General features: G+C 58.9%; 13 protein-coding genes. All 13 read left to right on the top strand.

The features are described from left to right. Positions 1–99 precede the first annotated feature (99 nt). Complete coding sequence (locus tag GEI7407_RS16990) at positions 100–309, top strand: hypothetical protein (protein ID WP_015173443.1); 210 nt, start codon at positions 100–102, stop codon at positions 307–309. 287 nt (positions 310–596) lie between these two features. Beyond that, positions 597–3,608 (top strand): phosphoenolpyruvate carboxylase, encoded by a 3,012-nt coding sequence (ppc, locus tag GEI7407_RS16985; RefSeq protein WP_015173442.1) that lies wholly within the window; start codon positions 597–599, stop codon positions 3,606–3,608. 92 nt (positions 3,609–3,700) lie between these two features. After that, positions 3,701–3,970, top strand: coding sequence for a hypothetical protein (locus GEI7407_RS16980; protein ID WP_071880859.1), 270 nt, complete (start codon positions 3,701–3,703; stop codon positions 3,968–3,970). Between the two features lie 80 nt (positions 3,971–4,050). Further along, positions 4,051–5,121 carry a D-alanine--D-alanine ligase family protein gene (locus tag GEI7407_RS16975; RefSeq protein ID WP_041269186.1) on the top strand — a complete coding sequence of 357 codons (1,071 nt, stop codon included), beginning with the start codon at positions 4,051–4,053 and terminating at the stop codon, positions 5,119–5,121. A gap of 234 nt (positions 5,122–5,355) precedes the next feature. Further along, entirely contained in the window at positions 5,356–6,057 is a 702-nt protein-coding gene (locus GEI7407_RS16970; RefSeq protein WP_015173439.1) for a hypothetical protein, read from the top strand. 9 nt (positions 6,058–6,066) lie between these two features. After that, a complete protein-coding gene (locus tag GEI7407_RS16965; protein WP_015173438.1) occupies positions 6,067–6,963 on the top strand; it encodes an alpha/beta fold hydrolase in 897 nt (298 codons plus the stop codon). Positions 6,964–6,993: 30 nt separating this feature from the next. Continuing rightward, positions 6,994–7,773, top strand: a complete 780-nt coding sequence (locus GEI7407_RS16960) for an SDR family oxidoreductase (RefSeq protein WP_015173437.1) — start codon at positions 6,994–6,996, stop codon at positions 7,771–7,773. Positions 7,774–7,992: 219 nt separating this feature from the next. After that, positions 7,993–8,526: a DUF2808 domain-containing protein gene (locus GEI7407_RS16955; RefSeq protein ID WP_015173436.1), complete on the top strand. Its 534-nt coding sequence runs from the start codon at positions 7,993–7,995 to the stop codon at positions 8,524–8,526. Positions 8,527–8,601: 75 nt separating this feature from the next. Beyond that, positions 8,602–8,739, top strand: coding sequence for a 50S ribosomal protein L34 (rpmH, locus tag GEI7407_RS20440; protein WP_015173435.1), 138 nt, complete (start codon positions 8,602–8,604; stop codon positions 8,737–8,739). A 183-nt stretch (positions 8,740–8,922) separates the two neighbouring features. Further along, on the top strand, positions 8,923–9,333 hold the full coding sequence (gene rnpA, locus GEI7407_RS20435) for a ribonuclease P protein component (RefSeq protein WP_015173434.1): 411 nt from the start codon (positions 8,923–8,925) through the stop codon (positions 9,331–9,333). Then, positions 9,323–9,721 carry a PH domain-containing protein gene (locus tag GEI7407_RS16950; protein WP_015173433.1) on the top strand — a complete coding sequence of 133 codons (399 nt, stop codon included), beginning with the start codon at positions 9,323–9,325 and terminating at the stop codon, positions 9,719–9,721. The genes rnpA and GEI7407_RS16950 overlap by 11 nt, the downstream gene beginning before the upstream one ends. Before the next feature lie 188 nt (positions 9,722–9,909). After that, positions 9,910–11,064 carry a membrane protein insertase YidC gene (gene yidC, locus GEI7407_RS16945; RefSeq protein WP_015173432.1) on the top strand — a complete coding sequence of 385 codons (1,155 nt, stop codon included), beginning with the start codon at positions 9,910–9,912 and terminating at the stop codon, positions 11,062–11,064. 9 nt (positions 11,065–11,073) lie between these two features. Then, a complete protein-coding gene (locus GEI7407_RS16940) occupies positions 11,074–11,574 on the top strand; it encodes a R3H domain-containing nucleic acid-binding protein (RefSeq protein WP_015173431.1) in 501 nt (166 codons plus the stop codon). Position 11,575: the final 1 nt, after the last annotated feature.

Here is an 11,575-nt window from a genome sequence, read left to right as displayed (position 1 = left end):
GCCCTGCTCAACGGTCCCTTTTTCGCCCATTCTTAGCCCGCTTTAGAGAGACCGCGTCCATTTTGCTCCTACGAAACTGACCAGTCGCTGGTACATTTAATGATGGCTCAACCAAAAGTTGCACAAGCTCTCTTCCTGAGTCTCACCACCGGCCCCCTCCTGTTGGCTGTCCTGACCAGTCGGACCCTCGCCAGCCTGATGCAGGAAATCGGCCAGGCAAGTGAAGAGATTTTTCGGGGCGATCGCCTCCCCATCCTCAACGTTCCTCCGACTTCTGTCTCCGAAGCAGCCGATCACCCTCCCTCGTAGAAGATCGAGCGCTCTCAGGCACTTCAGGCCTCGCAGGCGCTCGTAGACTGAGTGCCTGGGTTGCCAAGCCTTGGCGTCAGAGACAGACAAAAGCGCTGAGTCATTGGCCTGTCTTGCCGGTAGTCAATGTTGCCATCCGCAAGAAGCCTCACCCCATACAATGGTTGATTAATCTTGCTGGACTGGACCAAGTTCCCATGAGTTCGACCCTCCACTCATCCAACGGAGTTCCTCCTTCGGCCTCCGTCGACCACGCTCAACCTTCCACTTCTCCAGTCGCAGATTCTATGCTTGCTTCAGAAAACGCGGCGGTTCCGCTCAGTTCCAACTTGTTTTTGCGCCATCGGCTCAAGGTTGTCGAGGATCTGTGGGAGTTCGTACTCCAGCAGGAATGCGGTCAAGAGCTGGTGGATCTGCTCCAGCAACTGCGGGACCTCTGTTCACCCGAGGGTCAGGCCCCCAACTTCCAAGAAACCGAAGTCCTCAAGCTCGTCGAAAAGCTGGACCTCAACGACGCGATTCGAGCAGCGCGGGCCTTCGCGCTTTACTTCCAGCTCATCAACATCGTCGAGCAGCACTACGAGCAGCGCGGTCAGCAGCAGCAGTATCGCGCGGCCTACGACTCTCCCCAAGCCGAGGCCAGCGATCGCAAACCTCCCGTCATCGAAGAAACCGCCGACGATCTGGGCCATCTCAAAGCTGATTTCCTGGCCAAAAGCCTCGAAGAGAGCACCGCAGCTCGCCGGGAACTGACCACCTTCCACGGCCTGTTTCCCAAGCTGCGCAAGCTCAACGTCCCGCCCCAGCACATCCAAAATCTCCTCGATCAGCTCGATGTGCGGCTGGTCTTCACGGCGCACCCCACCGAAATCGTGCGCCACACCATCCGCGACAAGCAGCGCCGCATCGCCCACATCCTGCGCCAGCTCGACCAAGCCGAAGAAAGCAATCAGGCCCTAGGCGTCACGTCCTCCTGGGAAGTCGAATCTCTGCGGGACCAGCTGACCGAAGAAATCCGCCTGTGGTGGCGCACCGACGAGCTGCACCAGTTCAAGCCCACCGTTCTAGACGAAGTAGACTACACCCTTCACTACTTCCAAGAAGTCCTGTTTGACGTGATTCCCCAGCTGTATCACCGCTGTAAGCGCGCGGTCGAGACAGCGTTCCCCAGCCTAAATCCCCCCAGCTACGACTTCTGCAAGTTCGGCTCCTGGGTGGGCTCTGACCGCGACGGCAACCCCTCGGTCACCCCCAAGATTACCTGGCAAACGGCCTGCTACCAGCGCAACTTGGTCCTCGAGAAGTACATCCAGTCGGTGCGACGCCTGATCAACCTGCTGAGCCTGTCGCTGCACTGGAGCGATGTGCTGCCGGATCTGCTGGAGTCTCTGGAGCAAGACCAGGTCCAGATGCCCGAGGTCTACGATCAGCTGGCGATCCGCTACCGACAGGAGCCCTATCGCCTCAAGCTGTCCTATATCCTCAAGCGCCTAGAGAACACGCGCGATCGCAACTGGCGGCTATACAACTTTGACGAAAAAGATCAGGCAGTCCGCGAAGAGCTCAACCCAGCGACGTTTTATCGCTCGGGCGAAGAATTTCAGAATGAGCTGCGCCTGATCCACCACAACCTGCAAGAAACAGGCCTGAGCTGCCGCGACCTGGAAGATCTGCTGTGTCAGGTAGAGATCTACGGCTTCAACCTGGCCTACCTGGACATCCGTCAAGAGAGCTCTCGCCACTCTGACACCATCAACGAAATCGTCGGCTACTTGCAGATCCTGCCTCAGCCCTACAACGATCTCTCGGAGGCAGAGCGCACGGCGTGGCTCGCCAGCGAGCTGCAAACCCGGCGTCCCCTGATTCCGGCAGAGCTGCCCTTCTCGGAAAAGACCTGCGAAATCATCGAGACTTTTCGGATGGTGCGGCGATTGCAGCAGGAGTTTGGGCCGGCGATTTGCCAGACCTACGTCATCAGCATGAGCCACGAGGTGAGCGACCTGCTGGAGGTGCTGCTCCTGGCCAAAGAAGCGGGTCTGTACGATCCGGCGACGGGGTCGGGGACGCTCCAGGTAGTGCCCCTGTTTGAGACGGTGGAAGACTTGCAGCGCGCCCCGTCGGTGATGCGGGAGCTGTTTGAGCTGTCGCTGTACCGGTCCTACTTGGCGGGCGGCTACCAAGCCCAAGAAGGCAGCCCCTCGCCCCAAGAAGTGATGCTGGGCTATTCGGACAGCAACAAGGACTCGGGCTTCCTCAGCAGCAACTGGGAAATCCACAAGGCGCAAAAGGCGCTGCAGCAGCTGGCGGAGGAGTTCAGCGTTCGGCTGCGGATCTTCCACGGTCGAGGCGGCTCGGTGGGCCGAGGCGGCGGTCCGGCCTACGAGGCGATTTTGGCGCAACCGGGCCACAGCATCAATGGCCGCATCAAGATCACCGAGCAGGGCGAGGTGCTGGCGTCGAAGTATTCGCTGCCGGAGCTGGCGCTCTACAACCTGGAGACGGTGGCGACGGCAGTGATTCAGGCGAGCCTGCTGCGCAATGGCTTTGATGACATTCAGCCGTGGAACGAAATCATGGAGGAGCTGGCCCAGCGATCGCGCCGGCACTACCGTGCGCTCATTCACGAGCAGCCGGATTTCCTGGATTTCTTCCATCAGGTGACGCCCATCGAGGAAATCAGTCAGCTTCAGATCAGCTCTCGACCGTCGCGTCGGGGCGGCAAGCGTGACTTTAGCAGTCTGCGGGCCATTCCCTGGGTCTTTAGCTGGACCCAGAGCCGCTTCTTGCTGCCTTCCTGGTATGGGGTCGGCACGGCCCTGCGAGATTTCTTGCAGGAGGAGCCGGAGGAAAACCTCAAGCTGCTGCGCTACTTCTATTACAAGTGGCCGTTCTTCCGAATGGCGGTCTCGAAGGTGGAGATGACGCTGTCCAAGGTGGACTTGCAGATTGCCAACCACTACGTGCAGGAGCTCTCTCAGTCTGAAGACATAGAGCGCTTTGAGAAGGTGTTTAGCCAGATCTCGTCGGAGTATCATTTGACGCGCGAGATGGTGCTGACGATTACGGGCAATCAGCGCTTGCTCGATGGCGATCCGGATTTGCAGCGATCGGTGCAGTTGCGCAATGGCACGATCGTGCCGCTGGGCTTTTTGCAGGTGTCTTTGCTAAAGCGTCTGCGCCAGCACAAGGCCCAGTCGGCGTCGGGCTTCATCCGATCGCGCTATAGCCGCGGCGAGCTGCTGCGGGGGGCGCTGCTGACGATCAATGGTATTGCGGCGGGGATGCGCAATACGGGCTGAGGCAGGGGGCGGCGATCGCCCCAGAGAAAACTTACTTGCATCGCTCGGGGGCTCTGAGAGTGTCGAACCTACAGCGAACGCTGGTGTGCACTATGGCGGCCTGGGTCATGGCGGCAGCGGGTGCCTATCTGGGCAGCCAGACCAGCTGGGCGTGGCGATCGCGCGCTTGCGAACGCTGGGGCGCGGCGGCACGTTCAGCGTGCCAAGCCTGGGTAATGCCCGGCGCTGTGTGGCAGGGCTCGACGACAGGGCTCTGGAGCGGCGGAATTTTTGGGGCATTTTTGGCGGGGCTAGCGACTAGTCCTCATCGGCGATCGCCGGTGTCCCAGAAGGGCGATCGCCCGGACGCTTCCCAGGACTAGAGGCTGCTGCGGGCCACAGATAGGCTGGGACAGCGGTTGTGCTACGCTATTCCCCAATCTGTTGTCCTGAGAAGAGAATGATGGCAAAGCTGCGGGTCGGTCTACTGTTTGGTGGACGCTCTGGGGAGCACGAGGTCTCCATTGCTTCGGCACGGGCGATCGCCCAGGGATTTCGCAGCGCGGGCAACCTCGATCGCTACGACCTCCAGCCCTTTTACATCCAAAAGGATGGTGTTTGGCAAGGGCCAGCGATCGCCGAGCAGGTTTTGGCGGCGGGCAAGCCCCTGCCGGTCAACGACGACCTCACCCCAGAGGCGCGATCGCACCTCTGGCAGTTTCCGCCCGAAGCGGCCGAAATCCAGGTGTGGTTCCCGATTCTGCACGGCCCCAATGGGGAAGACGGCGCTGTGCAGGGCCTCCTGCGGCTGATGCAGGCGCCCTGCGTGGGCTCTAGCGTTTTGGCCTCCAGCGTCGGCATGGACAAGCTAGCCATGAAATCCGCCTTTGCCCAAGCCGGACTGCCCCAGGTGAAATACCTAGGGGTCGATCGCGCCCAAGTTTGGTCCAATCCCTGCATCTTTCCGAAACTTTGCGACGACATCGAGGTGGCCCTGGGCTACCCCTGCTTCGTCAAGCCTGCCAACCTGGGATCGTCGGTGGGAATTTCGAAGGTGCGCGATCGCGCCCAGCTAGAAGCCGCCCTAGACAGCGCCGCCAGCTACGATCGCCGCCTGATCGTCGAAGCGGGCGTCACGGCGCGCGAAGTCGAGTGCGCGGTCTTGGGGAACGACAACCCCAAAGCCTCGGTAGTGGGTGAAATCACCTATCAAAGCGACTTCTACGACTACGAAACCAAATACACCGACGGCCAAGCCGATCTCTTCATTCCGGCGCAGCTGCCAGAGGCGATCGCCCGCGAAATCCAAGAGCGGGCAATTCAGGCTTTCCGAGCCATCGACGCCGCTGGCCTTGCTCGCCTAGACTTCTTCTACGTCGAAGCGACCGGCGAAATTTTCCTCAACGAAGTCAACACGCTGCCGGGCTTCACCGCCACCAGTATGTATCCCAAACTCTGGGAGGCCAGCGGCGTTCCCTTTGAAGAGCTGCTGCACCAGCTGGTGCAATTGGCCCTCGAACGAGAATCGACCTAATGTCAGACCTCACGAAACTCTCCTTGGGAGTGGTGGTGAGTTCTGGCGGAAACACGTACAATCGAGGGCAAAACCCGCAGTTAAGTCGTTCGTCATATGAAAATGCTCTGTTTCTGGTCATGGCCCTAGGCCGGAAATCAGATTTTGAGGGTGCTCTCTCGAAAGCTGGCGATTTTTCGGATGAGTGACTTAGCGAAGACGGAGCCCATTACTCTGCCACCAAGAGCAAGCTCTATGGTTCCATCATCCAGTCAAGACAATCCAGCTTTTGCCTTGTGGGACTGGTCCCTCAAGCTAATTCAGCAACGACCGCTGCTGACCTGGGCGGCGGCCCTCTCTGTGGCCCTTGTCATGGGCGGGGCTGCTATGAATGCGCTGATTAGCCCTGGGCCTCAGCTCCCCGAATTTAAGCCGCAACCTGTGGCGGAGTCTCCCAAGCCGGGAGTGGCCTTGGTGAACTCCTCGCCCGCCGCGTCGAAGCCTTCCCCGGCTCCAGCGGCCAAGCCGTCGCAGGCGGCGAAACCCGATCCGAAAGCTGCGCCGCCGGCGCCAGAGTCGGAGTCTGGGATTCCGCTGTGGGTGTTTGGCGCGATCGCCCTAGGCTGTGCTGGCGGCTCGCTGATCGTCTCGCGGCTGCTGGTGTCGAGTCCGTCGGCCGCTCGTCGGCGCGGCCCCGCCCGGAAGACCAAGCCGGTGCTCAAGACGCAAGCGGCTCGCTCCCCCAAGCGTAAGGTGCGTCCTACCCAGGCGTCGGGACCGAAAGGCCGCCGTCGGGCGCCTCTGCGATCGCCCGCTCCCCAAAACATGGCCCCTGCATCGCAGCCCATGGTGACTGTGCTCGCTCCCGAAGAGAGTCATCCCCTTGACTGGGGCGAGACCAGCTTGGCCGAAGCGATGGACATTCGCAAGCGCCGCCCCATTTCATCCATTTTGTAGGCGATCGAGATGGTCGACCGGTTCCAGCCACCGGGCTTTGAATCTCGCTCCGTCAACACTTCCCTCGGGACGATGGTGTACTACACCGCATCTGGAGGGGAGAGCGATGCAGCGCCGCCGCTGGTGTTTCTCCACAGCGTGGGGGGCGGCTCTTCGGCGTACGAGTGGTCCAAAGTGTATCCAGCCTTTGCGGGACGCTACCGAGTCCTGGCACCGGACTTGGTGGGATGGGGCCAGTCGGCGCACCCGGTGCGGGACTATCAGGTGGCAGATTATCACCAGATGCTGGGCGAGCTTTTGGCGGCGGCGACCGCGACGCCAGCGGTGGTCGTGGCGTCGTCGCTGACAGCGGGGATGGTCATTCGTCTGGCCATCGAGCAGCCGACTTGGTTCCGGGCGCTGCTGCTGGTCTGCCCAACGGGCTTTGGCGACTTTGGTCTGGACTACCAGCGAGGCTTGGCAGCGCAGTTGGCGCGGGTGCCAGGGCTCGATCGCCTGCTGTACGCCGTAGGGGCCGCCAATGCAGAGGCGGTGCGAAATTTCATGGCGCAGTTTCTGTTTGCCCGCCGCGATCGCATTTCTGAAGAAATGGTCCAGGCCTACCTGGCTTCGGCGCTCCAGCCCAACGCGGAATATGCGGCCTTGGCGTCTTTGCGGGGCGATCTGTGCTTCGATCTGGCCCGCTATGTGGGGCAGCTGACGGTGCCGACGGCCGTCTTTTGGGGAGAAGAGGCGCGCTTTACGCCCTGCGAAACGGGCCGACGGCTGGCCACGCTCAATCCCCAGGCGGTGAAGTCTTTTGAGGCGATCGCTGAAACCGGCGTCTGGCCCCATCTCGAGCTGCCCGCCGTGATGATCGGCCTGCTAGAGCGATCGCTCCGTCAGCTGCTGGCGGACCCTCGCTAGGATGGGCATGGTGTCAAAGGATTATTTCCCATGGAAACGGCTTTAATCACAGGTGCATCCTCGGGGATCGGGGCGACCTTCGCAGAGGCGCTGGCTGCCCGAGGCATGAACCTGATTTTGGTGGCCCGCTCGGGCGATCGCCTCCAGACCCTGGCCCGCCGCCTCGAGCAAACCGCCGGAATTCAGGCGATCGCCATTTCCCAAGATCTTGCTGAGCCCAACGCCGCCAGCAGCCTCGCCCAAGCCATCGACGCCCAAGGAATGCAGGTCGACTGGCTGATCAACAATGCTGGTTTTGGGGACTACGGGCCTTTTGCCGAACGCGATCGCCAGCGGCAGCTGGATATGGTGCAGCTCAACGTTCTGTCTCTTGTGGACTTGACCCATCAGTTCTTGCCCGCGATGCGCGATCGCCGCTCCGGCACCATCATCAACGTCTCTTCGATCGCTGGCTTCCAGCCCCTCCCCTACCTGTCCGTCTACGCCGCCACCAAATCCTTCGTTCTCAGCTTCAGCGGCGCTCTCTGGGCTGAAAACAAGCCCTACGGTGTGCGCGTGCTCGCCCTGTGCCCCGGCCCGACCGAGACGCAATTTTTCGACGCAGCCAAATTTCCTGACTCCTTCCAGGCCGCTAACTCCAAACTGGCCACCCCCGAAGACGTGGTCCAAGCCGCTCTCAAAGGCCTCGAGGACGGCGTCTCCAACGTGGTTCCCGGCGCTTCCAACCAGTTTATTGTGAACGTACCGCGCTTTTTGCCGCGAGACTTCCTGCTCACCGCGGTAGAGCAGCGCTTCAAAGCCCCCGAATAGACACTCCCCCAGGCGCGATCGCTCCTAGTTTGAGCCCAGCGGAACCTTCTTGCGCGTTCTTCGGTCGAAAGGCCTGATGAAACGCGTTTTTCTCGCGGCAAGAGTGACTGACGCGCCTCAGCTCCCCTGAGCAAGCTCATTCATTCCTGCTAGAGTCATCAATAAGTAAAGTTTGCTAACGCAAGCCTTCGCCCGTCCCTTTTTCTAGTGACTTCGCCTATGTTTCCGACCCGAATCTCAACACGACGGTTTTTTGCAGCCGCCGCTGCCGCAAGCTGCGTGCTCGTGGGAATCACCGAAGTAAGCACCGCCAGCGGAATGCCTGGTCTCACCATCTTTAGTGGTGTTCGCTCAGAAAACCAGCTTCCCTGGCGGCAAGACTTTGGCGGAAACGCAGGCGGATGGGATCGCTATCGCCTCAGAATCCCCAGCAAAAAAATGGACTTGGCTGTCTCGCAATTTGTCATTGACTATCCCGACTACTTCGATGGCAAATTTGACCCCGACAAAATCGAAGTTCGGGTCAAAGGCAAGTCCCTGCCCCTCGATGAAGTCAGCTGGGACAAAGAAAACCACTTTATTTCTATCTACATGGCAGAGCCCGTGCCCGCTGGCAGCCGCGTAGAGCTGGTGCTCTCCAACGTCAAAAATCCCTCGTTCGGTGGCACCTTCTATTTCAACTGCGAAGTGCTGTCGCCGGGAGATGTACCCCTGCGCCGCTACAAGGGCACCTGGATCGTGGATGTCGGCTAAACCCATCCTGATAGTGCTAAAATTGTAGACTGTGAAAATTTTTCAACACAGTTTGGCGAGACTGGAGTATTTACTATGACTCAGCGGACCCTTGGCGGCACTTGCCGCAAGCGCAAGAGAACTTCTGGTTTCCGCGCTCGGATGCGCACCAAAAACGGTCAGAACGTGATCAAAGCGCGGCGTAACAAAGGCCGCGCTCGCCTCGCTGTCTAAAGGCGAGTGTGTGGGGTGAGTTGGGTTCACTCAATGCAAAGCTCCAAATCTCTGGAGAAGCAGGTGAACCCGATTTCCCAAAATTTTACGATTGCGCCATTTTTTAAGCGCTGAGCAAGGCTTGTAGGCTACGCCCAGCTATCCAAGAAAACCAAGCTGTTTCGTTTTTGCTTTCAGCAGCAGATGGCTTTGCCCAGTGCCAATCGGCTCAAACGCCGTCGAGACTTTCAAACGGTCTACAAAGCTGGAAGTCGCAAATCAACTCTTCATCTCACCCTCAGAGCACTGCCGTTTCAGACTACGTCGGGGACAAAAAAAGCAGAATCTCTGTCAAAAGGCCCTGAGATCTGGGTGGCAAAATCGCCAACCCGCATCGGTATTTCCATTAGCCAGAAAGTCAGTAAACGGGCCGTTATTCGCAATCGAATTAAGCGCCAAATTCGAGCTGCTTTCCGCCAGCTGCTGCCTAGGATTCAATGCGGGTGGTGGCTGGTTGTTGTTGTAAGACCCGAGGCGGTTCAGTGCGATTATGGTCAATTTCTGCGAGAATTAGAGCAGTTGTTGGCAGACGCTGAGGTACTCGATGGCCCTTAACGAAGAGGTTTATTACGAAGGCGGTCCTCACATTGGGGATTTAATTGTTAGTATCCTGCTGGGATTTACGGTTATTTGCATTCCGCTAACCATTGGTTCGATCGTTCGGGCCTTGTGGCTGCGCTACCGCATCACCGATCGCCGCATTTCTGTGACGGGTGGCTGGAAAGGGCGCGATCGCACGGACATCGTATACTCAGAAATCGCCAAGATTGTAACCGTGCCACGAGGCTTGGGCGCTTGGGGAGATATGGTCATTACCCTCCGCGATGGCAGCCGCCTAGAGCTGCGATCGATTCCCCGCTTTCGGGATATGTACGCCTACATGCAAGAGCGGCTTTCGCCCAGCGCCAAGGCTGTGAGCGGCGGTCTGGGTCAACAACCCTAGATTAATTGGGGCTGCCGGTACTTCTCTCACAACTTTTTAATTTGGAAACGGTGAGCAGCTCGGGCTAATTTCCTAGAGCTCTGGGTGCCCGAGGCTAGCGGGCGATCGCAAAATTTGCCTCTTTTTTCGCCGCCCACTCTTGCCCACCGTTGGCTAAAGTAGACTAGACCTAAAACTGCAGAGAGCGAATGGATTTCGGTATTGGGTTTCTCTCCAACAACGTCATGCTGCCGATCCTAGATTTTTTCTATGGGATCGTGCCTAGCTATGGTTTGGCCATTGTGGCTCTGACGCTGGTGATCCGATTTGCGCTCTATCCCCTGAGCGCCGGTTCGATTCGGAGCATGCGTCGAATGCGTGTGGCTCAGCCAGTCATGCAAAAGCGGGTTAAGGAAATTCAGGAGCGCTACAAGAGCGACCCCGCCAAGCAGCAAGAGGAAATGAGCAAAATCTACAAAGAGTTTGGCAACCCCTTGGCGGGCTGCTTCCCGATTTTGCTGCAAATGCCGGTCCTCTTCGCGCTCTTTGCGACGCTGCGGGGATCGCCGTTCTCTGATATTAACTACACGGTGAACTTGCAGATTCTGCCTCGAGAGCAGATTGAGCAAGTTGTCCCTCAGGTTTACGCTACTTCTCCCCAAAACATCTACGTGACGGACGGGGTGCACGCGCCTGTCGTGGCGCTGCTGCCCAGCGGCAACCGTTTGGTGGTCGGAGAGACCACTACTCTGGAGTTTCAGACCTCAGAAGGCAAGCCTCTGCCCCAGCTTCTTCAGGAATATCCTGAATACAACCTCAATCCCCGGTGGACAGTGACTCGCGGGGAAGAGCGAGTCGCTATTCGCGAAAATGGCACCCTAGAGGCGCTGCAACCGGGTGAGGTGACCCTTCAGGGATCGGTTCCAGGTTTGGCGGCCAACAAAGGCTTCCTTTTCATTGACGCTTTGGGTCGCGTGGGGGCGTTTGATGAGGATGGCAAGATTCACTGGGACATCATTGGCATGGTGCTGTTCTTCGGCATCAGCCTCTACGTGAACCAGCTGCTCTCGGGTCAGGGCCAATCCAATAATCCCCAGCAGGATACGGTCAACAAGATTACGCCGGTGATTTTCTCAGGGATGTTTTTGTTCTTCCCGCTGCCGGCCGGGGTCTTGATGTACATGGTGATTGCCAACATTTTCCAGACCCTCCAGACCTTTATTTTGTCTCGTGAGCCTCTGCCAGAGAATCTACAAAAGCTGGTGGATATGGAGGCCAAGACGGCCCCGGCAGCTGCGAAGTCAGAGGATGGAGGCCGCGATTCGCTGCCTTTCGAGCCGGGTCGCTCGAAGAAGAAGGCTTAGGAAATCGCCATGAATGAAAGTCAGAAGGATCGCGGGCAGCAGTGGCTAGAGGAACTCCTGAGCTTGATGGGGGTTCCAGCGCCGGTGACGGTGTCGTCTGCTCCGGAGGAGTCGGAGGAAGAAGGCTGCTGGCTGACGATTGATGGAGCGTCGTTGACCGAAGACCAAGCGCAGCTGCTGATTGGGTCTGACGGGACGGTCCTGGATGCGGTCCAGTATTTGGCCAATACGCTGCTGAACTTGGGCCGCGCTTCTGACGATCAAATGCCCTATACCGTAGAGCTGAATGGCTACCGGGCGGAGCGCCAGGCTGCCCTGAAGGCGATCGCCGATCAGGCTGCAAGCCAAGCTCGCGAAACGGGGGAGGAAGTCGAGCTGAAGTCGCTCTCTTCGGCCGAAAGACGCCAAGTCCACACCTTTTTGAAGGACTGTGAGGACTTGGAAACCTACAGCCGGGGGCGAGAGCCGGACCGCCGTTTGGTGATTCGCCCGCGATCCGTTGTTCAGTGAT

Origin of the sequence: Geitlerinema sp. PCC 7407 (assembly GCF_000317045.1) — a bacterium.
In the GTDB taxonomy this organism is placed as follows: Bacteria; Cyanobacteriota; Cyanobacteriia; order PCC-7407; family PCC-7407; genus PCC-7407.
This window is presented reverse-complemented; position numbering and strand designations above follow the sequence as displayed.

What these genes read in the sequence shown, in the direction of transcription:
- GEI7407_RS16990 (WP_015173443.1), top strand. Translation starts at nt 100, where the DNA reads ATGATGGCTCAACCAAAAGTTGCACAAGCTCTCTTCCTGAGTCTCACC.
- ppc (WP_015173442.1), top strand. Translation starts at nt 597, where the DNA reads ATGCTTGCTTCAGAAAACGCGGCGGTTCCGCTCAGTTCCAACTTGTTT.
- GEI7407_RS16980 (WP_071880859.1), top strand. Translation starts at nt 3,701, where the DNA reads ATGGCGGCCTGGGTCATGGCGGCAGCGGGTGCCTATCTGGGCAGCCAG.
- GEI7407_RS16975 (WP_041269186.1), top strand. Translation starts at nt 4,051, where the DNA reads ATGGCAAAGCTGCGGGTCGGTCTACTGTTTGGTGGACGCTCTGGGGAG.
- GEI7407_RS16970 (WP_015173439.1), top strand. Translation starts at nt 5,356, where the DNA reads ATGGTTCCATCATCCAGTCAAGACAATCCAGCTTTTGCCTTGTGGGAC.
- GEI7407_RS16965 (WP_015173438.1), top strand. Translation starts at nt 6,067, where the DNA reads ATGGTCGACCGGTTCCAGCCACCGGGCTTTGAATCTCGCTCCGTCAAC.
- GEI7407_RS16960 (WP_015173437.1), top strand. Translation starts at nt 6,994, where the DNA reads ATGGAAACGGCTTTAATCACAGGTGCATCCTCGGGGATCGGGGCGACC.
- GEI7407_RS16955 (WP_015173436.1), top strand. Translation starts at nt 7,993, where the DNA reads ATGTTTCCGACCCGAATCTCAACACGACGGTTTTTTGCAGCCGCCGCT.
- rpmH (WP_015173435.1), top strand. Translation starts at nt 8,602, where the DNA reads ATGACTCAGCGGACCCTTGGCGGCACTTGCCGCAAGCGCAAGAGAACT.
- rnpA (WP_015173434.1), top strand. Translation starts at nt 8,923, where the DNA reads ATGGCTTTGCCCAGTGCCAATCGGCTCAAACGCCGTCGAGACTTTCAA.
- GEI7407_RS16950 (WP_015173433.1), top strand. Translation starts at nt 9,323, where the DNA reads ATGGCCCTTAACGAAGAGGTTTATTACGAAGGCGGTCCTCACATTGGG.
- yidC (WP_015173432.1), top strand. Translation starts at nt 9,910, where the DNA reads ATGGATTTCGGTATTGGGTTTCTCTCCAACAACGTCATGCTGCCGATC.
- GEI7407_RS16940 (WP_015173431.1), top strand. Translation starts at nt 11,074, where the DNA reads ATGAATGAAAGTCAGAAGGATCGCGGGCAGCAGTGGCTAGAGGAACTC.